This window comes from Sphingobacterium sp. B16(2022), from assembly GCF_012030425.1.
GTDB lineage: Bacteria > Bacteroidota > Bacteroidia > Sphingobacteriales > Sphingobacteriaceae > Sphingobacterium > Sphingobacterium anhuiense.
The window spans coordinates 1,248,375-1,270,521 of sequence record NZ_JAAUVN010000001.1; the positions used below are offsets into that span (position 1 = coordinate 1,248,375).

General features: G+C 36.3%; 17 protein-coding genes. 7 read left to right on the plus strand and 10 right to left on the minus strand.

Annotated elements, in window-relative coordinates; all coding sequences use genetic code 11:
- Positions 1 to 5 precede the first annotated feature (5 nt).
- The 4 genes from HCX49_RS05500 to HCX49_RS05515 all read right to left on the minus strand — a co-directional run bounded on the left by HCX49_RS05500 (position 6) and on the right by HCX49_RS05515 (position 5,252).
- Positions 6 to 722: a LytR/AlgR family response regulator transcription factor gene (locus HCX49_RS05500; protein ID WP_168126430.1), complete on the minus strand. Its 717-nt coding sequence runs from the start codon at positions 720 to 722 to the stop codon at positions 6 to 8.
- Positions 719 to 1,780, minus strand: a complete 1,062-nt coding sequence (locus tag HCX49_RS05505) for a sensor histidine kinase (protein ID WP_168126431.1) — start codon at positions 1,778 to 1,780, stop codon at positions 719 to 721. Before HCX49_RS05505 ends, HCX49_RS05500 begins: the two co-directional genes overlap by 4 nt.
- The gene (locus HCX49_RS05510; RefSeq protein WP_168126432.1) at positions 1,780 to 2,817 is read right to left on the minus strand and encodes a histidine kinase; all 1,038 of its coding nucleotides are present in this window, start codon (positions 2,815 to 2,817) and stop codon (positions 1,780 to 1,782) included. The genes HCX49_RS05505 and HCX49_RS05510 overlap by 1 nt, the downstream gene beginning before the upstream one ends.
- A gap of 71 nt (positions 2,818 to 2,888) precedes the next feature.
- Positions 2,889 to 5,252 (minus strand): TonB-dependent receptor, encoded by a 2,364-nt coding sequence (locus HCX49_RS05515; RefSeq protein WP_168126433.1) that lies wholly within the window; start codon positions 5,250 to 5,252, stop codon positions 2,889 to 2,891.
- A gap of 506 nt (positions 5,253 to 5,758) precedes the next feature.
- Here HCX49_RS05515 and HCX49_RS05520 point away from each other — a divergent pair.
- Both HCX49_RS05520 and HCX49_RS05525 read left to right on the plus strand, forming a co-directional pair.
- Complete coding sequence (locus HCX49_RS05520; protein ID WP_168126434.1) at positions 5,759 to 6,484, plus strand: hypothetical protein; 726 nt, start codon at positions 5,759 to 5,761, stop codon at positions 6,482 to 6,484.
- A 198-nt stretch (positions 6,485 to 6,682) separates the two neighbouring features.
- On the plus strand, positions 6,683 to 7,771 hold the full coding sequence (locus tag HCX49_RS05525) for a glutaminyl-peptide cyclotransferase (protein ID WP_168126435.1): 1,089 nt from the start codon (positions 6,683 to 6,685) through the stop codon (positions 7,769 to 7,771).
- A gap of 120 nt (positions 7,772 to 7,891) precedes the next feature.
- Here HCX49_RS05525 and HCX49_RS05530 read toward each other — a convergent pair whose 3' ends face one another.
- A complete protein-coding gene (locus HCX49_RS05530; RefSeq protein ID WP_206368256.1) occupies positions 7,892 to 8,197 on the minus strand; it encodes a winged helix-turn-helix transcriptional regulator in 306 nt (101 codons plus the stop codon).
- Positions 8,198 to 8,337: 140 nt separating this feature from the next.
- Between HCX49_RS05530 and HCX49_RS05535 the strand changes: the two genes are divergently transcribed.
- Positions 8,338 to 8,943, plus strand: a complete 606-nt coding sequence (locus HCX49_RS05535) for a nitroreductase family protein (RefSeq protein ID WP_237682721.1) — start codon at positions 8,338 to 8,340, stop codon at positions 8,941 to 8,943.
- A gap of 98 nt (positions 8,944 to 9,041) precedes the next feature.
- Here HCX49_RS05535 and HCX49_RS05540 read toward each other — a convergent pair whose 3' ends face one another.
- The gene (locus HCX49_RS05540) at positions 9,042 to 9,929 is read right to left on the minus strand and encodes a LysR family transcriptional regulator (RefSeq protein ID WP_168126437.1); all 888 of its coding nucleotides are present in this window, start codon (positions 9,927 to 9,929) and stop codon (positions 9,042 to 9,044) included.
- A gap of 125 nt (positions 9,930 to 10,054) precedes the next feature.
- Here HCX49_RS05540 and HCX49_RS05545 point away from each other — a divergent pair, with 125 nt between their 5' ends.
- The gene (locus tag HCX49_RS05545) at positions 10,055 to 11,266 is read left to right on the plus strand and encodes an MFS transporter (protein WP_168126438.1); all 1,212 of its coding nucleotides are present in this window, start codon (positions 10,055 to 10,057) and stop codon (positions 11,264 to 11,266) included.
- Positions 11,259 to 11,774 (plus strand): GNAT family N-acetyltransferase, encoded by a 516-nt coding sequence (locus HCX49_RS05550; protein WP_237682722.1) that lies wholly within the window; start codon positions 11,259 to 11,261, stop codon positions 11,772 to 11,774. The genes HCX49_RS05545 and HCX49_RS05550 overlap by 8 nt, the downstream gene beginning before the upstream one ends.
- Before the next feature lie 303 nt (positions 11,775 to 12,077).
- On the opposite strand, the gene HCX49_RS05555 is transcribed toward HCX49_RS05550, so the two are convergent.
- From HCX49_RS05555 to HCX49_RS05570, 3 genes are all read right to left on the minus strand, one after another.
- Positions 12,078 to 12,713: an MgtC/SapB family protein gene (locus tag HCX49_RS05555; protein ID WP_021189199.1), complete on the minus strand. Its 636-nt coding sequence runs from the start codon at positions 12,711 to 12,713 to the stop codon at positions 12,078 to 12,080.
- Between the two features lie 550 nt (positions 12,714 to 13,263).
- A complete protein-coding gene (locus HCX49_RS05565) occupies positions 13,264 to 15,285 on the minus strand; it encodes a BCCT family transporter (RefSeq protein WP_168126439.1) in 2,022 nt (673 codons plus the stop codon).
- Positions 15,286 to 15,550: 265 nt separating this feature from the next.
- Positions 15,551 to 16,885, minus strand: a complete 1,335-nt coding sequence (locus HCX49_RS05570; protein ID WP_168126440.1) for a mechanosensitive ion channel family protein — start codon at positions 16,883 to 16,885, stop codon at positions 15,551 to 15,553.
- A gap of 602 nt (positions 16,886 to 17,487) precedes the next feature.
- On the opposite strand from HCX49_RS05570, the gene HCX49_RS05575 reads away from it, so the two are divergent.
- Both HCX49_RS05575 and HCX49_RS25785 read left to right on the plus strand, forming a co-directional pair.
- Positions 17,488 to 19,749 carry an inorganic phosphate transporter gene (locus HCX49_RS05575; protein ID WP_168126441.1) on the plus strand — a complete coding sequence of 754 codons (2,262 nt, stop codon included), beginning with the start codon at positions 17,488 to 17,490 and terminating at the stop codon, positions 19,747 to 19,749.
- A gap of 117 nt (positions 19,750 to 19,866) precedes the next feature.
- Positions 19,867 to 20,022 (plus strand): heavy metal-binding domain-containing protein, encoded by a 156-nt coding sequence (locus tag HCX49_RS25785; protein ID WP_021189598.1) that lies wholly within the window; start codon positions 19,867 to 19,869, stop codon positions 20,020 to 20,022.
- Positions 20,023 to 20,103: 81 nt separating this feature from the next.
- On the opposite strand, the gene HCX49_RS05585 is transcribed toward HCX49_RS25785, so the two are convergent.
- A complete protein-coding gene (locus HCX49_RS05585) occupies positions 20,104 to 22,080 on the minus strand; it encodes an ATP-binding protein (RefSeq protein WP_168126442.1) in 1,977 nt (658 codons plus the stop codon).
- Between the last annotated feature and the right edge of the window lie 67 nt (positions 22,081 to 22,147).

Sequence of the window (22,147 nt, forward strand, 5' to 3'; positions counted from 1 at the left end):
TTTTTCTATTTTCTTAAATCTAACCTCAGCATGCACTCAAAAAAACTATTTTTGTAAGCACTGCCGATACCTATCTCATAATCTTTGATAAATACATCATTATTGTCAAATGAGTTGATGTGTGATTTATTGACGATAAAAGACCTGTTGATTCTGAGGAAAAGCTGTTGTGGCAATATTTCATGAATCTGCCTGACAATCATTCTTGTAATGATTCTTTCATTTTCCAGCTGAATAATAACATAATCTTTAAGTCCTTCAATAAATAATATATCATGGTGCTTTATCTTGAAATATCTACGGTCCGATTTGACAATGATATAATCATCTTGAATTTGATCTAAGTTTTTTTTATCCTCTGTCATTAATAATGTATGATAATTAATGGCTTTATCCACTGCTTTTTTTAATTTCAGAGAATTTATAGGCTTTACTAAATAATCTATAGCGTCAACTTCATAGCTGTCTACTGCATATTGAGAATAGGCCGTAGTAAAGATAATAAGCGTTAGTTTAGGTATACTGCGCGCAAACTCCAGGCCGTTGATTCCCGACATGCGAATATCGAGAAATATCAGATCGACAGGGGTATGCACTAAGAATTCGGAAGCGGTCTCCGCACTATTAAAACTTCCTAATAATTCCAATTGTGGAATCAGATCAACCATTTTCTTGATACCATTTCGTGCAATTGGTTCGTCGTCAACTATAATGTATCTCATTGTAAATCTAGGTATAAGGTAACTGTATATCTTTGATCTGTATCTGCAATATGCAGCTGGTGCTTTTTATGGTAAAGTAATGCTAAACGGCGTTTAATATTTTCCAATCCCAATCCACCAATAACCCGTTTTGATGGGGTAGTCGGTTTGGAATTTTCGCAAAAGAAGTAAAGCTTCCGGTTCACTACTTTAAACTCCATATTGACATACGATCCTTTACGATCGGAGCTATGTTTTACGGCATTTTCCACAAAATGCACGAATAACAATGGTGGTACGGTTATACTATCAAAATTTCCTTCTCTTTTCAAGCTAAAATCGCATTGATCACGTCTCAACTTTTCTAATTCCAGATAGTCTTCTAAAAATTTAATATCGTTCAATAACGGAACTAGTGCGTTTTTAGTCTCACTGAATTGATACTGAAGTATATCTTCCAATTTTTTTAGGATCATGGATGCTGTGATCGGGTCATCATCTACTAGAATATTGGCATTATTGATCATGTTAAAGAGAAAGTGTGGATTTATCTGGCTTTTTAGAAAGTGCTGTTGAATACGAGATGTTGCCAACTGTAATTCATGGATACGATGATTATTGATCAGCCACTGTTTGAACAATTGAAGGGCCGATATTCCAGTTAAAAAAAGTACGATAGCAAACAAAGAGGAGGTAATACTGAAAAATATGGCTATTGGCGATGGCTGTTGTCGAGTAACGGCAATATCATAAAAAAGCTCCTGCAGGATAACCATGATGCACAAAGCAAATACGGTAAAAATAACGACAGAAATAAGGTAATCTGCCATTTTATTTTTAGCCAAAAATCTTGGAAATAGTAAATTTTTATTTACATATACGAGACAATTCAGAAATAAATGATAACTGAACCAACCTAAAATGCGATCTGTGGATAGGTTAAGCTTATCAGGTGCATCGAAAAATATACCAATCGAAATGGCAAGGATGGCAGATTGCAATAGTAAAGTCCTCAGGAGACTATATTCAGGTTCAATCAGTAATCTGGTTAGCGAATTTGTATTTAATAAATTTTTCATTATTGGGACAATGCTAATTTAAGTGTAACACATCCTATTTCTAAGCGTAGTGTATACTGGTCGCTATACGTCAGATCAAGTCTCTTTCGTATCAATGTGAATTGATTCTCAAGTGTTTCTGTGATGGAATGCGATTTGCATACAAATGTGAGCACGTTATTTTCTATACTTGAGCTTATTGCCAATGTATTACTCTCTTTGATGAAACTTTGAACTAATGTCAAGAGTAACATGGGAGATATCTGGTGATACATATGTTGCTTTTCAATTTGAAGTTGAGATTCTAAAGTAGGTCTACAAAGCTTTTCAAGTGATATAAATTTAGTAACATAAAGGAGTTCCGAGTTTATTAAAGTCTTTTCCTGTTGTGCGTCATAAAGCTGGTAGCGCAATAATTCGCTTAACGTGAGGAGGATATCATTTGTTGTTCCTGGATCTTTTATTGTCCATAATGAAGCATGATGCAATGCTCTCGATAGAAATTCTGGTGTGATTTGCCCCTTGAGTTTATTCAGTTCAGAAGTAAGATGCTCTATTTCTAACATGCTCACGTGCTGGTTTGCAGAAGACCACGTCCGGTAAAGCAAAATTAAGGAAATCCCACAAAAACAGATTAGCGTTATCACAGAAGTGGAGAGGATATCGACCAGTATTAGGGGACTTGAATAATCTATTATTCTATGGTTTAAGTTTGCCCAATTGCGGATCCCGTACTCTATCCATAGCGATAATACTGGTAAGGATAACACACATATAATGGTGAGGATCAAATAGCACAATATGCGATCTCTTAATAGAAATTTGGGCGTAAGATAGAAATAATTAAAATACATGACGATTAGGTAAGTCATTAATGATGATCCGCCAATCAAATAAATATGATTTCCTAACATTATTTGGCAATCCTGATAGGAAATGAGAACCTGATTAAATGTGATCACAGCGGCAAAGGTAATGAAGAGCACGTGTCGCCAAACCTGATACTTTTTATCGAATACAAAAGAGCTTAATAAGTGTTTTTTCTCAATATCATTCATTGTTTTATAAGCTGTGGTTTAAGATACATTAAAATCTATTGTTTAACAATTTTTACAGGATGACCTTGTTATTATAAGTCTATCCTATAACTCACATTAAAGAGTGAATTGGCTGCAAAATAGGGCTCTATGGTTTGCGTCATGATATTAAATTTATGTTTTATAAATTCTTTTTGCTTTGTAGCATTTACGCTTTTTATGGCAAAAGTATGTGAAAAGCGACCACGGTTCATTTTATAGCTTAGTGTCAAATCACCTATAAACATAGAGCGAAGTTGTTTTTCAAACATGCGGTTTTCGTCATACTGAACTTCTTTATCCGGATGTAATAATGTTGCTGCTTCATCTACTGGGGAATATCTTTGCCCTCCCAATTTGCTCGCCTTAAAATTGACCCCTAGTATATTGCTTCCAAAAATCCATTCTTTTCCTACTAAAAAATTGAATACATAATTACGGTTAAAGCGGGTGTTGTACCATTTATCATCTGCAGCTTTGTATTTAGAATCAAACAATGAGGTTGTCAGTAGGTAATAATATCCTTTTTTAAAGGATTTCGAAAGTGTAAGATCAACGCCTAAGTTTTTACCTTTTCCTTTGCTTATAAGTGATTGTGTCGTATAAAAATCAGTCCTGTTTAGAATGGAATAATTTCCTATCGGTGCGATCGGAACATCATAAAGTAATTGAAAATAGAGTTCTATCTTTAAATACAAATCAGATGTAAGTTCTTGGTTATAACCCACAGTGAACTGATGGCTTTTAAGAAATGCTAAATTGCGATTTATAAGTTCTTCTTCATTATTTTTAAAAAAATAAACATCAGGTCTTTCTATTCTGCTATGTAAACCATATGCTGCTGAAATAGAACGTCCTGGTAGTGCATCCCAATTTACACCAACTCGAGGTTCTGCAACCGTATTTTTATTGAGTATGAAGTGTTGTACATTAAATCCGCCTACAACGGTGAAATCGTTGCTGATTTTTATTTTTGAATTGGAATAGGCTGAAATCATATTTGTATGGCTATTTGAATGAGCAAAATTGATCAATTGTTGTCCATAATAAGGAGTGTGATCTACATGTATATTATGATGGATATTGGTCAACGTCACCCCGGTTTTGTTGATATGATTGGGATGGAATTTGTGTTGTAATGTTGAACTGAAGATCAGGTTTGTCGTATTGTACGTCAAATCAGTTTTAGGACTTTTATGGTTTTCTATGTCATAAAAATCTTCATGAATATGATTGCTTGAATAGGTGGTGGCAAATGTACTTTTTAAAGAAGTTTTGTTGTTTTTTAAAAAATAATGGTGCGATAGGCCTGTTGCTCCGGCTTTCTGTTCAGCAGCAGATAATACACCATCATCTAAGTATTTTCTATTGGTCGATTGATCTAAAATTGGCGCAACATTATCGACCAGACCTAACCCCCATATGGAGAATACGCCCGATTTTTTGGTTGGAAAATTTAGATTGAAGTTCAAATCTTGATAACCGAGTTTTCCGCCAATATTCTCGTCTTTTCTTATTTTCTCTAATAGTCCAGTAGTAGAGTACCGATAATTGATAATGTAAGTAGCATTGCTGGATTTACTGATAGGACCCTCGGAAGCGACATCAATACCTAGCAGACCAAGCTGAAAGCTATGGTGATACAGTTTTCTATTACCTTTTCTCATTTTGATATCAAATACTCCAGATATGGCATTATTATATTCGGCGGGAAATGATCCGATCAAGAAATCTGAATTTCCAATCACATTGTTGCTCACCGCACATAAAAGACCTCCACCGAGTCCATTGATATCCGAAAAATGATTAGGACTTGGGATCTCAACACCTTCGAGCCGCCATTGCAATAAGCTCGGTGCATTGCCCCGAATGGAAAGCCCATTACTTGACATACTAGAAGTGGTCACGCCGGCATTGCTACTGACTAATCTAGCAGGGTCGTCCATGCCACCAGCAAAACGGCTAGCTTGTTCCGGACTGAACGTGTTTCCTCCAACAACTGTAAATGGATTAATTGGTTTTGCATGGAGTGTTTTAGGTTTTGACTCAACTTCCTGCAATGTAATAGCATTTTCATACATTGGAACTTCGATATATACCTGATGAACTGATCCGACAAGAACTTCCTTGATAATCTGACTTTCGTAGCCCGTGAACGATATCCTTAATTCATATCTTCCAATTGGAATATTTTCTAAAATGAACTTTCCGTCCATATTTGTCTTAGTTGATATCGGGTATGATCCCATAATTACAATTGACACATCTTGTAGTGCTTGACCTGACGCTGAATCATACACAAATCCTGATATTGTTTGATGTAATTTCTTATTTTGGGCATACAACATGCTGTTGGCGAATAAGCAGATGATGAGCAGCAGTGCTGCGAAAATTGAATTAGCTTGTTTTTTTGTCATTTTCTATGTAGAATTGATTTTGACAAAAGTATTTTTTGTTAGCACATCAATTTTGATTATGAGATAAACTAGCCTTATTTTGATACAAGTACACTTTTGGTGTCGATCATGTAGTCTTATCGGAATTAAAGCAGGACGCATGAGCTCATCAGGTTAGTAGCTGCTGAAAAAAACAAATGAATACTTTAGTTTGTTTAATAATAAATATATTATCAATTAAAACAACTATGTACTGAGGTATATCACTCCGTATCGACATTGAGTTCGTCAAGAAGGCATTGCCCGAGATACGGGACGAAAGTAAACAGCTCGATTATGACTGTCGATATTTTGAAAATTTGCAAACGATTACCTTTCACGTCTGTCTCGTTTACAATTTAGGAGGATATGTCAACATGTCTGATGGAAAGTATCGGTACAAACGCTATCACTCGTGAAATCTGCCGTCCTTAAGACATGAAGGACTGCTGCAGCAAAGTTTGTTTTAATTATATCAATGAGATTTTATGAAGTTTGTACCCTTGAGCCAGCCTATACTTTTAGATTTAAAACGGAGCGGTTATAATATTTTGACATCCAAAAATGCAGTTGAAGACAAAAACCCAACATGGTATCCGTTAACTGTCGCAGATGTTAATGACTATCTGTTAAGCCTGGACTGTAAGGGGAGCATTGGTCCAATGCAAGAGTCCGCTCTATTAGTTATTGAAGATACCCTTAATCATATAGATGAAGTGCAGCTTCAGGGCGAAGTATTTATTGAAGTAAATCATTTACAAGAATTACAGGACAAAATTAATTTTTATGGCAAGCGATATACGTGTATTTCCGATCGGGAATATTACGATTTTGCATTCGATCCGAAGCGGGTTCTCGTACGTAATTATGCCTTGCGAACAGGCAACCATCTCCTGTATTTAGCTTATATCAGCTTAAATTATAACAATCATCTTCTCGATGAAATCCAAAATCTTGAGGATCTTACCCTTTCTTTGATCTGCTTAGATCAAGACCAGGCTAGAGATTGGTTTAAGACATATGAGATTACTATGGTGCAATCAGATATCTCGATATATGACAAGGATGCTATTTTAACCGTTTTTTTACTTAAAAAGGATCAACAAATAACGATTCCTTTAGAAGATAAAGATGAGCTGGTTTATAATCTGATGCATATAGAAGACCTGTTGCAACTCCGTGATCTATTTTGGATAGATTCGCGATTACATTAATCGTTCATTATTTTGTTTAGGAATTATTGCATTAAATGTCTTCCAGCAAAAATATTTCTTTCCAAATTTTTTACTTCCAATTTTATATAAAAAGTTGTTTTTTTTCTCATTGATTTGTTTGCTTTTAAGTATGACTTTAATAATGGTACTTTATGAAACATTTATTGATATATTTAGGACTTGTAAAATAAGTTGTATATGAGATTAAATGCTGTTCTTATGATTTTTTGTTCAAGTGTACTTTATGGATGTGGGGGTAACAACAACAAAACACCTGCAATAACGAATAAACATGAGGAAAATAAAATTAGTTTTGTGAATATTAAAGCAAAATATGCTCTAACCGAAGAACTGAATATTCAGCTTGAAGCATTAGAAGGAGTTCCGATTGATTCTGTTCAATATTCCATTAATGATAAACCTTTATCAACCGGGTTAGTAAATGATATTGTTCGATATAGTTTAAAAAACGAAAAGTTTGGAAAACAGGTTTTAAAAGCTAAGGTGTACAGAAAAGACGAAATCGAAGATATAGCTGTCAACTTCGAGATCTTACCTGAAAAAGCACCCAATAAGCTTAGCTATCAAGTTATAAATACTTATCCTCACGATATTAAAGCATTTACCCAGGGCCTTGAGTTTTATAAAGATAATTTAGTTGAGAGTACTGGCAACGGTACGACTGTAAGTGATAAACATGGTGTCTCAAGTGTACGAATCGTAAATCCCAAAACAGGAGAAATACTTAAAATAACGGAACTGGATGAAACTATTTTTGGTGAAGGTGCTACCGTGCTAAATAATAAACTATATCAATTGACTTATAAAAATAATGAAGCTTATGTATATAATGTTAATAACTTAAAAAGAATTGGGCGGTTCCCATATTTTCAAAATATGGAAGGGTGGGGCCTGACTAATGATGGGACAAAGCTTTATATGACAGATGGGTCAGAAAAGATATATACCATTGATCCGAGTAATTTTAATAGAAGCAACGAAATCAATGTAGCATCAGATGAAGGTCTAGTTACAGGTACAAATGAAATGGAGTGGGTAAAAGGTAAGATATATGCAAATTTCTTTATGACCAACGTGGTTGGCATTATTGATCCAAAAACCGGGACCGTTGAATCAGTGCTGGATCTTTCAGAACTACGTGAAAAAGTAACTCAGCACATTGATCTAGATGTACTGAATGGTATTGCATATAATAAAAAATCGGATACGTTCTTTATAACAGGAAAGAATTGGGATAAAATATTTGAAATTAAGATTGTGAATTAGCTTATATACTAATTGAGTTTCTAAAGTATATTTAAGCTATGAAAAGAAAAACTATACTCTTAATAGAGCATAGTTTTTCTTTTCCGTTTTTCTTGATGTACCATAGTTCAATTTTGATGGCTACTTATATTCTACTATGGTTATTTTCTTATTCGTTTTTGCGGCTTCATTTCCCCACTCAGCTATAGAATGGAGTAAGGGAATAAGTGTTTTGCCAAAATCAGTCAGTTCGTATTCCACTTTTAGAGGTGGCTTGTTGGTATAAACGGTTCTGGTAATCAATCCGTCTGCTTCCATTTCTTTTAGTTGCAGACTCAACGTTCTTTCGGTTATAACATAACACGCTTTTCTCAATTCGCTATATCGTTTTTTTTCGATTAAATGAATGAGTATTGTTGCTTTCCATTTTCCACCTATATACCTCATTGTGAGGCTGGTATTGCAAGGGTATTGCTTATCGTCTATATTATACATCTGTTACTATCAATTTTGACCGTTATTGCAAAGGTAAAACACTATACTTAGTTTTGCAACATTAAAAAGTATAGTTTAATCTAAATGTAAAAATGATGAGTTTTTTAGACCTTGCGAAACGTAGATACGCAACCAAAAAGTATGATAATGTGAAAAAAGTTTCGGTAGAGCAAATTGAGGAACTGAAAGAGATAGTACGGTTAAGTCCGTCTTCCATTAACAGCCAACCTTGGAAATTTACATTTGTTACAAACGAAGTCGTAAAAAGGGAACTGGCTTCCAAATCATATATGAACGAAAATTCGATTAACGATGTTGGTCTTTTAGTTGTGTTCAGTGTAATGGACGATATTGAACATTTTGAGCAACGCAATATTTCCATTTTGCCTGAACTTTGGCGGACGGCTTTTTACGAACCAATTGTAAAGTCGAATGGTGATATAGCCACAAAATCATGGATGGAAAATCAGGTCTATCTTTCCTTGGGCTACTTTTTGAGTGCGTGTATCAGTATGGGATTGGATGCTACGCCGATGGAAGGTATTGACCGCAGTGCCTATAAAGGGATTTTAGCACAAGACGGTTTTTCTCCGCTATTCGCTGTTACGGTAGGTTATGCCGATAAAACTGATTGGGCTCACCCAACTATTTTACCAAAATCACGTTTTGAATTGGACGAAGTGGTGCAATCCATCTAAAAAGATGAATAAATACCTTTAGTTTGGTTTTCAAAATGGCGTTAGCACCTTTTACATCTGTTCATTTTTAGGTTGTTCATTTGTAAAGGGTGCTTTTATCATGATAGTTTTAAAGTTTTAGAAGATAAGGTTAACATTTTTTTTAATTCTTTGATAGCTTCCGTTTCATAAGTACCTTTTAATGAAATAATCTTTGCATATCTCATCAAACCATCACCCTGAATCGCAACAGAAGCTAAAGTAGTCCCCAGAACACTTGTTTTAATGAAGATACTGTACCAATTTCCGGAGTTGACAAGTCGAATAGCTGTGGGGATATCATTGACTTCAATCGTAAATTTTGGACTTAGCCCTTTTGCTGAAAAAGCCCTGTGAACGGTATGAGTCATATCATACCCCATTGTTGCAATAACCAGAGGAAGTTTGCAAATCTCTTCAAGTGAAATATTAGTTTTATAGGATACTTCCGTACCAGCTAATGCCGCCAGTACCATTGGACAACTGAATAAACTCTTATAGGTAAAATAGGGGACCATTTCGGTTTCATGAAGAGCCAGAACAAAATCTACCTGTGCTTGTTGAAGCTTCTCATACAAACTGTGGGATGGCTCATAGATAACTTTAATTTTTATTTGAGGAAATTTCTCTGTAAAGCCTATTAAAGTTTCTACAAAGAAATCCTTAAGACCATAAGCAACACCTATGGTTACAGTGCCCACTTTCATCTTTTTTAAATCCTGAAGCATCAATTTTCCATCTTCGGCTTTTCTGACACTCTGTTCAGCATATTCAGTAAATAATCGCCCAGGTTCTGTTAGCGTTATCTGCTTACCGATACGGTTAAAAAGAGACACATCCAATTCCGTCTCCAGTTGCTTTATTTGCTGTGATAATGTACTTTGGCTGATATTTAAGCGCTTTGCTGCTTCCGTAAAACTCAGTAATTCTTGTGCTTTAAGAAAATATTTAAGTTGTCTAAGTTCCATTTTACTTGTGTGATTTGCTTTTTCAAAGGTATAAAAAGTATTATTAACCTATCGAAAAAACCGATCGATGCTATCGAATAAAAACGTTTTGCCGATTTGAAAAAAGAGCGGAGATTTGTCATTATATGAAACCAGCACCTCAGTCTATAGAAAGCGGAAAGTTGGACTTTTTTAAAGTTCTGAATTTGGGCATCGCGCAAATCATACTTTGGGGAGGTTCGTATTTTTTATTGTCAGTCTTAGCGAAGGACATTATAGCGGAAATGAGCTGGTCTTATCAGCAAGTTTATGGCTGCCTCTCACTAGCCCTTTTGGTGTCAGGTTTGCTGTTGCCTTTAGTGGGTAGGACAATACAGCAGACTGATCGTAATGCAGTATTACTTTTTTCGGGCTTAGTGATGGCGATGGGTTTGATCATCATCGGCAGTTCAAGTAATTTTCTAATGTTTGCTTCAGGATGGGTGATTATCGGTACAGCAATGGCAATGGGTTTATATGATGCATTGTTTGCTGCAATTGGTAAAAGATACAGTTTCAACGTAGCAAAGTCAATCGTTTGGATCACTCTGGTATCCAGTTTAGCACCTTCTGTTTCTTGGTTATTTACCAGCTATATTTTAGATAGTTTTGGATGGAGGAATACCTGCTATATATATGCCATATTGTTGATCATTACTATATTTCCGATTCATATGCGTGTTTTCAAAAATAAAGCAGGAAACAAAAGCATATTAAAGGATGAGACCTTGGAATCCTCAGTCGAGCTCTTCCGTTCTAAATTGTATTATTTATTATCAGCAAATTTTACTCTTGGTGCGGTCATAACCACTACCATTATCATACACCTAATTGAAATATTACTACACGGCAAGACCGAGATGTCAATGGTGTTAATCGTAATTTCTTTTTTAGGACCAAGCCAAGCCATGGCACGAGTTATGGAGTTGATTATTGGAAAAAGGACCGCTATTGAAATGTCCTTTATTTCTACCACAATCATTTTTTTGGGTATGGTATTGATTTTTGCCTCACCAATACTTGCAATACCAGGAGTAATAGTTTTTGGCATAGGAAACGGGATGCGTTCAGTTTTGAGAGGAACCTTGCCATTGTCGGTTTATGGGCGGGACAATTATGCCTTGATTGTTGGAAGACTTGCCAGGATGCCGCTACTAGCACAAGCAACAGCTCCTTTCCTAGGAGGATATCTTATTCAGCGATTTGGTATGATATTTTTTTTATGTGTAATCAGTTTTATGGCAATCGTCAATATTTTTTTAATTGCACTAATCAAACAAGCAATAGAACAGTATAAATTAATTTCAATCCATGAATAATATGAAATATTCTTTTAGACAGGCTACAGCAGGAGATGCTGTTCAAATTTGGAAAATTTTAGAAAAAGCGATCAAGAGACGAAAAGAGGATGGGAGTACGCAATGGCAAGATGGCTATCCCAATCTATCTGTTATTGAAAATGATATTAAGAATAGTGTTGGTTACGTATTGGTGGATGATGATATCATCACTGGTTATTGTGCTATTTTGATCAATGATGAACCAGCCTATGCTAATATAAAAGGAGCTTGGTTGACTAATGGTGATTTTGTGGTTTACCATAGAGTTGCAATTTCCGAAAAGTATCTTGGTCAAGGATTGGCGCAGAGGATTTTACAGCATATCGAAGATTTTGCACTTAAACACAATATTTATAGCGTCAAGGTTGATACTAATTTTGATAATACGGGCATGCTCTGGATATTGCAAAAAATGTGTTATCACTATTGTGGTGAAGTTACATTCAGAGGAAGTCCAAGAAAAGCCTTTGAGAAAATTTTAAGATAAGGTAGATTAAATTGTTTTCGTAATTATAGCATTCCGAGGTTTGCGACTATTGCATCATATTTGAAAAATTTATCATGGAAGCCAAGTTTCAAAGGAATTGACTGCACTGATCAGTGTATACTTCCCAAAAAACATTAATCCATTTGGTTTACATTTGTGAAATTGATAAGTGACTTGCAAACGTTATAAAAAAAAGTAATAGCAGTCGATTCATTTTTAACTCGTTATCTGTGACAAACCTTGCAAAGGGATAAATATTTGAACCCATCTAGCGTTAACATTAACGATCAACTATTTGTGGGATTAAGTGAAGCTTAAGATCTCTGACCGGTTAGCAAGTGTTTCGCTCATTTCCAATAAGTATCTTTTTTTACCTGATACTTTGAAATTTACCATTAAATGATCGTTTTCTTTTACAATTTCCATCCGTTCTACAGTAAGACCTTTTGTATTTAAAATATTTTCCAATTGTGGGATCTGATCAAAGTCAGGATTACGAAAGGTTACACTCAAGAGCTGTTCTTTTTGTAGTTGAGCAACCAGTCTTTCCACCCTGGTAACCATTAATAATACCCCAAGAGTAATTAAAGTAAGGCATAGTGCAAGCGCATGATAACCTATCCCTGCTGTCATGCCGATTGCTGCAGAAGTCCAGATCACAGCAGCAGTCGTCAAGCCACGAATAGAAATTTTATCTTTAAAAATTACACCAGCCCCAATAAATCCAATACCTGTAATAATATTTGCCGAAATTCGGTCATCAGTACCTGCACCATGCTGCGAAACTATAGTGAAAATGGTTGAGCCCAGTGAAATTAAAATTATTGTTCGAAAGCCGGCAGACTTATTCTTGTATTCCCGCTCAAAGCCAATGGCTCCTCCACATATGATAGAAATAACCATTGCTACCATGTCTTTAATTTCTACTGTAAAATCCATTCGTAAATTCTCTTATATTTGTTGCTTCTTTTAACTGTTTTGACTGAGTGTGTTAAGGTTGCAAAAGCAATTAGCTATTTTGCAAACCTATTGACAGAGATGTCCAGGAATCAAGCCCGTATTTGTTCAGAGACATTTCGGTCAATATGAGTACAAGTCGTAAAAACTGCGACCCATTTCATTTCTGTATAATGATGAAATTATTTGAAATATATAGTTCACGAATATAACTAAATCAGTTGAAAATTATATTCTATGATATGTTTTTAAAAGGCAGCTGATAATGTTTTGAGTCTGAATATTTATTGGTAGGTCACTGAACTTGTCCCACCATGTCGTCCGATCTTTACAACCATTCATCTAGCCTGTGTTCTTTCTATCCATTGACTTACAGACATAATAAATCTATTTGTTCCGGCTTCTTGTCCAATTACCCCGAATTCGAGGTAATTAAAACTTGAATTATTTTTATCAATAGCATTCGGATTAAAATAATAGATAGTTAGCTTTCCTAAAGCTATTAGTTTTTTATCAAATTGCATTGTACATATTAACCTTGATCTTTTAAATTACTCCCTATGAATATCGCATTTTTCTCATCTGATGATAGGGACAAAAAACGTTCATACTGTTTCAGCACATCACTAATAATTTCGTTTTTCGTAAAATACTGAATGTCATAACCCTCGCGTTCGTCACCAAAATAAGTCATGGGTACATGTGTTTTCATTGTACCGATATCGGGCGCATTTTCTTCTTCACGTAAAAAGTCTGATATTTTTTCGAGTTGACTTTTTACGCCATATCGAAAATCAGTCATAGCATCGTGCTTGATTTCGATTTCAACAGATGACGGGCTTTCAGATTTTAAATTTACAGTAGCGATAATCCCTTTAGAACCAAATTCTTCAGCGAGTTCTTGGAAAGCGGGAAACACGGTATTTTTTAAGTATGCATCTATTGTATTTCGGTCTTTGTAGGATAGAATACGTCCTAAGCGCTCTTTCCAGTATTCACCGGACCAATTGTTTGTGGAGTGCGAAAATTCACGCGCATGATATTCAGTATCGATGGTGAGTGCTTTCATGAGACAGTAGCAAAACAATAACATAATGATAGAAAAGGGGAGGGCTGTGATCAAAGTCATTGTTTGCAAAGATTTTAGCCCGCCGGCATTTAGAAGTACTAAAGCAAGTATGGCCAGTAACACCCCCCAGAAAATATACTGCCATTTAGGCGATTTTGCGGCATTGTTTGAAGAAATACTGTTCATCACATAAATGCCCGAATCGGCTGATGTCACAAAGAAAATGAAAATTATAAAAATGGAAAATATGTTTGTTATCTGTTGTAGCGGGAAGAATTCAAAAAATTTGAAAAGAAGTACATCAGTATTAGCAACTATAGCGCTAAGAGCACCATTAGCCTGGTGTTGATCCATCCATATGGCACTATTGCCAAATATAGTCATCCACATAAAATTAAATACTGAAGGTATAATGAGCACAGCACTGATAAACTCCCTAATTGTCCTTCCTTTGGATATTTTAGCAATAAATAGACCTACATATGGAGACCAGGATATCCACCAGGCCCAATAGAGTATAGTCCAATTGAAGAACCATTGCTGACGCTCGGGTTCATGTGCATGGGTATTAAATGTGAGATGAAAGAAGGCATTAATATATTCACCTAAACCTTCAGAAAATGTTCCCAATAAAAAAGTAGTCGGACCTAAAATAAGGACAAATAACATCAGAACCAATGCCGCTATTATGTTTATTTGACTTAATATTTTAACACCTTTCGTAACTCCAGATGTAGCCGACAGAATGGCGATGGTCATGATTACGATGACGATGATAACCTGATACATAAAATTACTTTCTGGAATTATTCCCAGATGTACTAAGCCGGCAGTGAGCTGCACTACACCAAAACCCAATGTGGTTGTAATACCAAAGAAAGTGCTGCACAAAGCAAACATGTCAACAATATCGCCAGCGCGACCTTGTATTTTGTCTTTTAGTATTGGATAAAAACAACTTCTTAATGATAAGGGTAGTTTATACCGATACGTGAAATAAGCGAGTGAAAGTCCTACGACGCCATATATTGCCCAGGCATGTATACCCCAATGGAAAAACGTGTATAATTGAGCGTCTTTAGCACGTGAAGCGGACGTTAGTCCGGCTACCGAGGGATCTGTGTAGTGGGACATCGGTTCTGCGACACTGAAGTACATTAATCCAATACCCATACCGGCTGCAAATAACATAGATATCCATGAGAAAAAGGAGAACTCAGGTTTCGTATCATTGGCACCTAATCTTATGCTTCCATATTTGCTAAATATTAAAAAAAGTAGGAAGAGCACAAAAATAGTTACAACCATGACATAGAGCCAGTTCATATTTTGAAACAAGAAAGTTTTTAGAATATTCAGGTAGTAATTTGCTCTCACCGGGAAAAAGCTTGATAAAAAAGTAATACCAAGTATAAAGATGAGACTGGGTAAAATAATACCAGGCACAAAGGTGCTCTTTAGCTTTAAGAGATTAGTTAATTTCATTAAAGTTTGATTTTAAGATTCAACGTATTAAGCTTATGTAGTTGAAATAAAATAATGTTGTGGTCTGTTTTTGTTGTTAATATTGCATGATGTCAGTGGGGTATTTTCTTCATATTAAAAACCCATAATACTACAACGGAATCACTCCAAATAAGTTTTCATTCTTTTCAGAATTTTATAAGTAGATCTTTTGCTATGGCAAAATCTTTTAGAAATAGGTTGCACTAATGAATTGAATATTTTTTAGCTCCAGATTAAAGAAATGCTACCGTATGTTCTGGGGCTTTGAAATTGATGGCACATGTTTTTGATTTAAATGCATCCGAACATCATCAGATGCAGGCAGTTCAAAGACTTCTAAGTCAAAAGATTTAATAGCTGCAAATAAATGATCAAAAATATCGGACATCGTATCCTCAAAAAATGACCATTGTGTTCCTTTAGTAAACATATACAGTTCCAAAGGAAGTCCATATTCATTTGGCGCCAACTGACGCACTAATAGGGTTAATTCCTGGTGAATGTCTGGATTTTGTATTGCATAGGCTTTAATATAGGCCCTGAATAATCCAATATTTGTCATTCTTCTCCCGTTTACAAGAACTTTGGGGTCAATTTTGTTTTTTGTATTATATTCTTTTATTTCTCTTTCTCTTTTTTCAATAAAAGGTGTTAAAAGTACAATCTTTTTAAGTTCCTGAATTTCTTCATCGCTGAGATACCTAATGGTGGATATTTTGATATAAATGGATCTTTTAATTCTTCTTCCTCCGCTTTCCTGCATACCTCTATAGTTTTTGAAGGAATCGCTCAGCAAGGTATATGTCGGGATGGTAACAATTGTCTTGTCCCAGTTCTGCACGCGTACATTGTTTAGATTTATTTGGAGTATATCGCCATCAACACCATATTTAGGCATTTCTATCCAATCTCCAACACGTACCGAATCATTAGCAGAGACCTGTATACTTGCTACAAAACCAAGAATGGTATCTTTAAATACCAGCATCAAAATAGCAGAGGCAGCTCCTAGTGAAACAAGAAATGACCAAGGAGAATTTCCTGTAAGTACAGAAACAATAAGAGTTCCAACAACAAATATCAAAAATATCTGTAACACCTGAATATAACTGTCAACAGGTTTATCTACAAAACCTTTAGATGAACGAAGTATATCTCTTGCAGTCTTTAACAGTGCATTAGCCACACCATAAATAGCGAAGATCATCAAAATACCAAGCAGTTTTGTTAGTACGTCTATAAAAGAAGGAAAGCCGATAAATATGTTGGGTAGAAACTGCTGTGCAATTGCTATCAATATAAAACGGCTTAAGTGAATCTGGACCTTATTTTGAAATAATTTATCATCCCAATTAGTTTTACTTTTTTTAATAAACTTGGTAACGATTGAATTGAAAAAGAAACGTAGAAAATAATCTAAGAACAGCAAGAAGATAAAAGATACAATAATGAGAAAAGTGGCACTTAGAATATGTGCTGTTTTATCGTGTACTCCTATTGTCTCAGCAAGGTTAAATGTCCACTGGTAGATTGAACTTGTTGTTTGTCCGGTAATGTTAATACTATTTGATTTCTGCATATTAACAAACAAATCTACAAAAAAATAAATAGATGGTTTTTTGATCTCTTCTACAGAGTTCTCATTTTTAGATCTAAAAAGTGATTGATTTTGAATTCGTACATTACAATCTCCTATCTAAGAGATCTGGGCAGCTTTTTTTACCTGTAAAAGTAAAAATTAAGAAATTGATTAATAAGCAGGAGGGAGATCATGTATAGATAGACCTCTAGAAGGATAATTATGCCATCGATGTCCCAAGCAATTTTCGCTTTACTTATTGGATGAGCCCGGTGTTTTTGCATATTTTTCAACCTATTCGGAAGGCGAAAAGAAAACGATCATTGAAGGGATTTCTGCAGCTAAAACTGAGCTGAATTATATGATATGGAGCATGATCTAAAGCAGTATAATAATTCGTTGAAATAGCCGGATTATTCAAGTGTAGTTGAAAAGACAGTGATGAAACATTGTGCTATTCTATTATTAAAATAAATACCTGAAAACAAAATACTTTAGCATAAGTGGATAGTTAATCCTATTCAATATTAACAAAAGCAACACTTAACATTAACTTAATATATGGCTCACCTTTTGTTCATACCTTTGCAAAAATAATAACTATGGACAATTATTTATATCTCGTAATTATTACGCTGATCACTTTAGGGATTATCGACCTCATGGTCGGCGTAACCAATGATGCTGTCAATTTCTTAAATTCGGCTATTGGCTCCAAAGCTATTTCTTTCCGCCTGATCATGATTCTCGCTAGTGCGGGTATATTGTCTGGGGCGGTTTTCTCAAGTGGAATGATGGAGATTGCACGAAGTGGAATTTACGTTCCTGGTATGTTCAGTTTTAATGATGTTATAGTTATCTTCCTCGCCGTCATGATTACAGACATCATACTCCTTGATGTATTTAACTATTTCGGACTCCCGACCTCTACAACAGTATCCATCGTCTTTGAGCTCCTAGGGGCTGCGGTCTGTCTAGGACTCTATAAAATAGTAAGTACCTCAGGTGATTGGTCGACGCTTTCGCAATATATTAATACAGAGAAGGCCTCCGAGATTGTCATCAGCATCCTCTTATCCGTGGTCCTGTCCTTCACTGTAGGTATGGCGGTACAATACCTTTCTCGACTCATATTCACCTTTCAGTACGAACGTAAGATTAAATCTTTCGGAGTTATATTTGGAGGTATCGCCTTAGCATCCATAAGTTATTTTATCCTGATTAAAGGAATGAAGACCGTTTCTTTTATCGATAAAGCGACGAAGGAGTGGATTAACACGCACGAGCTGCATTTGATATTGGGAAGCTTTGTGCTGTTTACGGTCTTTAGTTTTATACTTATCAGGTTAAAAGTGAACATCCTTAAGGTCATTATCGGTGTTGGTACATTCGCTTTAGCTTTATCCTTTGCAGGAAACGATCTGGTTAACTTTATCGGAGTACCCGTAGCAGCCATTCAGGCCATCGGTTTCTTCCAGGCATCTGGTGGCAATCCGGACACATATATGATGTCAGAATTAGCTTCGGCGGATATTGTTGCCCCAGCTTGGATATTATTTATCGCAGGTGGTATCATGATGATTACCTTATGGACATCTAAAAAAGCCAAAACCGTTATTGAAACGGAAATGAGTTTAAGCAGTCAAGACGGTGGTTCCGAAAAATTTGAGCCTAACACCTTATCACGTTGGATAGTACGCGGCTTTGTAAATATTGGAGGAGCAATTAGTTATCTGATGCCACGAACCTTACGATCTCGTTTAGATAGCCGTTTCGAAAATACTTCCTTAGGGAAAAAAAATAAGGAGGAGGAGCCAATGTTTGACATGGTGCGCGCTTCTGTCAACCTAATGGTGGCCAGCAGTCTTATTGCTTTAGGAACATCGATGAAACTTCCTTTGTCAACAACCTACGTCACATTTATGGTTGCGATGGGAACTGCTTTTGCCGACAGAGCTTGGGATAGAGAAAGTGCAGTATACCGTGTCTCTGGTGTATTCCATGTCATCGGAGGCTGGTTTCTTACTGCTGCTACTGCTTTTGCGGGTGCGTTTATCATCGCTTATTTACTTAAAATAGGAGGGATTATTACCTTTGTTGGTGCACTTATATTCTTGGCCATTCTCTTAGTATTTAACGCTAAAAGCCATAAAAAGAAAGTCGCAGCACAGGCAGAGCGTAAATTGAAACTTGGTAGAGAAGATATCCATACCTTACAGCAGGTTTCTGACGCTAGTGCCAATCAGATCAGTGAAGTTTTTGCCAAGTCCAATATCTTCTATAAAGAGATTGTAGACGGTCTTATCAAGAACGATTTGACGACGCTTTCGATGAACAAGAAATTGATTAAGAAATTCTTGCGTGATCTGGATTCGACCAACGACAACCTTTATAACTTTATTCGCAATCTGGATGACACTTCCGTTAAAGGAAGCAGATTCTACATTATTTCCTTAGGCTATCTGCAGGATATCGTCGAGAATCTTTATGTAATTGCTGGCAATGCACACAATCACGTCGATAACAACCATAAACTGCTTAAGGAATATCAGGGGAATGATCTGAGATTAGTTGCCGATGAGTTGGGTAATTGGTACGCCGAAGTATATAGTTTGTATAAGCGCCGTGACTTCTTAAAGCTTGATTCAACCATGAAACAGCGCGATCAGCTTCAGAAGGTTATTAACGATCTTTTGGACAAGCAGATTGACCATATCCGGACAACAGAAAATAGTCCTAAGAACAGTAAACTTTACTTCTCAATCCTGTTAGAGACAAACGAGCTGATCAGCTCTACATTTAAACTCTTACGGTTATTCAAGGAGTTTGAAGAGTTCAAAATGAACAATAAAAAACAAAACTAACATCAGTTAGTTATCAAAAGCCCGAGGTTCCTTCGGGCTTTTCTTTTTTTTAACAATTATTTTTTTACAATTTGCTGTAATCTACTGTGACGATAGTGAGGTCAAGGATGGTTTTTTTTGTTTAATACCATCGATGGGAGAGAAGTCCTGCGTTATTTTGATCCGATTTCAGCAACAGCTGTTAGTGGAGCCAATCCTTTGAGTGGGAGCGAAGCTAGCTTTGTAAACCTCTTCGGTGGGCGCTCCCGCAATTATGAAAACAAACTTCAGTAGCTATATAAGAGCGTAGTGGAGTTTTTAAAGCAAAATGCAGATAGCTATTGACTAGCAAAACTATCAGCAGTTCAGACAGCGTTATGGGTTGAATGGTAAGGTAAAGGAGAATATACTTCCTTCATCTTTTACACTCTGAACCTGAATGGTTCCATCATGCAGTTCGATAATTTCTCTACAAAGATAAAGTCCAATACCGAACCCCGATATCACCCCACCACTCGTTTCCTTCACACGATAATAGCGTTCGAATATCCGTTGCTGATCTTTCTCAGCAATCCCTTTTCCAAGATCTTGAACATTTACTTTTAAACTGTTATCGATGGCAGCATAATCTACTCTGATCGTCGATCTGAGAGGCGAATATTTGACCGCATTTCCAATAAGGTTATGGAGTACCTGCGCTATTTTTTCACGATCGGCATGTATCATTATTTTTCCAGGTCCTTTAAATAGAAAATGATGCGTTTTGATCGTCGATAGCACTTCATCTTCAATTTCGGCAAACAGTGATTGAAAATCAAAAACAGTTTTGATCAGATGCAGCTGACCCGAATCAAGCCTGGATACGTTAAGAAACCCATTAATCATGGAGTTCATATATTGTACTTGCTTTACCGATTTCCCCAGCATATTTTGCGACATAGGATCTTTTGTAGGTAAGTCCATTCGTTGCAGTATCTGCAGATAAGCCTTAAGAGAGGTAAGGGGTGTTTTAAGTTCATGGCTCACCATTCCAATGAAATCATCTTTTCGCTGTTCCTCTTTTTTTTGTTCGGTAATATCCCTCAAAGTACCATTTAAGCTGAGTGGATTACCTTTACTATCATAGAACACTCTTCCGTTGGCCTGCAGCAGTCTAATTTTTTTATCAACATTATTTTGAATCCGATATTCTATGAAATAATGACCATCAGAATCTTTACTTAACACGTGCTCGATGGCCAGCGACACGCGATCCCGATCTTCCGGTAAAATAACTGCGATGGCCAGAGAGAGAGCCATGTTTTCGTCCGATGAAAGTCCAAACCATTTCTTAAGAAGCGTATTTCCGGAAAAGAGATTTGTTTCAGTTTGGTAGTAGAAGGTCGCGAGCTCGCCCGCATCTACTGCTAGGTTCAGCATCTGTTGATCCTTTTCATTCTTTTTACGCAGCATTACCTGCTGGGTAATTTCTTCAAGAATGACCAAAACACCTGAAATACTGCCGTCATGAGAAAATATAGGCTGATAGATGGAATTAACGATCGCCTCTCTCAATCCGGCTTTATCAAGCAGTTTTACTGTAAATTCAGTGTTTATTTTAGGCTCACCACTTTGATATACGTGTTTAAGCCAATTGTTAACAGGCTGTCCCCGCATTTCCGGGCGGGCACTTTCGTGCGGATATCCAATGACTTCCGACTCTCCTCGTCCCCATATCTTAAGAATCGCAGGATTGGCGATTTCAATATGATGTTCAGGCCCTTTTAACATGGCGATTCCGACAGGTGCCTGTTCTATAATTGTACGAATGTATTCCCTGCTGTCGGCCAGTTGCTTGATATACCTGTTGAGCTCTTCGTTGGTTGATGTCAATTCTTCGAGGGTCGCAGCCATTTCTTCGTTGAGCGCCTGTTCTTTTTCTTCTTTATGTTTGATCTGCTCTAAAAACTCACGGCGAGAGGTCACCTCCAGTGCCGTATTCAGTATACACCAAGTTTTATTGTTTTCATCAATAAGTGCTCTATATTCGTAATCGAAATAATCAAGCGCCTCCTTTCCGTTCTTTATTAACTTTGCAGGAGCCGAAGAAACAGAATATGTTTTCCCAGTACGCCAAACCTCTTGCAGCAGCTCTAAAAAAGGCTGTCCTTCCAATTCAGGAATTGCCTCAATCAAGGGTTTGCCTATCACAGAAGCGTCTTTGCCCCAAACCTCCAGCATTCCTTCATTAGCAAAACGGATGATCATATTCTCACTGCTATAAATAGCTGTAGGTGAGGGCGAGGAAGCCAGTGCCTGAATAACTAAATCAGAGCTAAAGGGAATCATATTTGGACTTTCTTTGGAATTCATTACAAACAAAAATATGAAAGATAATTCATTTATATATAATGGTTTTAAAATATGATTTTAGTCTAAC

Bases quoted from the DNA above. Each gene is read 5' to 3' on its own strand.
- HCX49_RS05530 (WP_206368256.1), bottom strand. From the start codon at position 8,197: ATGAGGTATATAGGTGGAAAATGGAAAGCAACAATACTCATTCATTTA.
- HCX49_RS05575 (WP_168126441.1), top strand. From the start codon at position 17,488: ATGGACAATTATTTATATCTCGTAATTATTACGCTGATCACTTTAGGG.
- HCX49_RS05515 (WP_168126433.1), bottom strand. From the start codon at position 5,252: ATGACAAAAAAACAAGCTAATTCAATTTTCGCAGCACTGCTGCTCATC.
- HCX49_RS05525 (WP_168126435.1), top strand. From the start codon at position 6,683: ATGAGATTAAATGCTGTTCTTATGATTTTTTGTTCAAGTGTACTTTAT.
- HCX49_RS05565 (WP_168126439.1), bottom strand. From the start codon at position 15,285: ATGAAATTAACTAATCTCTTAAAGCTAAAGAGCACCTTTGTGCCTGGT.
- HCX49_RS05540 (WP_168126437.1), bottom strand. From the start codon at position 9,929: ATGGAACTTAGACAACTTAAATATTTTCTTAAAGCACAAGAATTACTG.
- HCX49_RS05535 (WP_237682721.1), top strand. From the start codon at position 8,338: ATGATGAGTTTTTTAGACCTTGCGAAACGTAGATACGCAACCAAAAAG.
- HCX49_RS05520 (WP_168126434.1), top strand. From the start codon at position 5,759: ATGAAGTTTGTACCCTTGAGCCAGCCTATACTTTTAGATTTAAAACGG.
- HCX49_RS05570 (WP_168126440.1), bottom strand. From the start codon at position 16,885: ATGCAGAAATCAAATAGTATTAACATTACCGGACAAACAACAAGTTCA.
- HCX49_RS05500 (WP_168126430.1), bottom strand. From the start codon at position 722: ATGAGATACATTATAGTTGACGACGAACCAATTGCACGAAATGGTATC.
- HCX49_RS05545 (WP_168126438.1), top strand. From the start codon at position 10,055: ATGAAACCAGCACCTCAGTCTATAGAAAGCGGAAAGTTGGACTTTTTT.
- HCX49_RS05505 (WP_168126431.1), bottom strand. From the start codon at position 1,780: ATGAAAAATTTATTAAATACAAATTCGCTAACCAGATTACTGATTGAA.
- HCX49_RS05585 (WP_168126442.1), bottom strand. From the start codon at position 22,080: ATGAATTCCAAAGAAAGTCCAAATATGATTCCCTTTAGCTCTGATTTA.
- HCX49_RS05510 (WP_168126432.1), bottom strand. From the start codon at position 2,817: ATGAATGATATTGAGAAAAAACACTTATTAAGCTCTTTTGTATTCGAT.
- HCX49_RS05550 (WP_237682722.1), top strand. From the start codon at position 11,259: ATGAATAATATGAAATATTCTTTTAGACAGGCTACAGCAGGAGATGCT.
- HCX49_RS05555 (WP_021189199.1), bottom strand. From the start codon at position 12,713: ATGGATTTTACAGTAGAAATTAAAGACATGGTAGCAATGGTTATTTCT.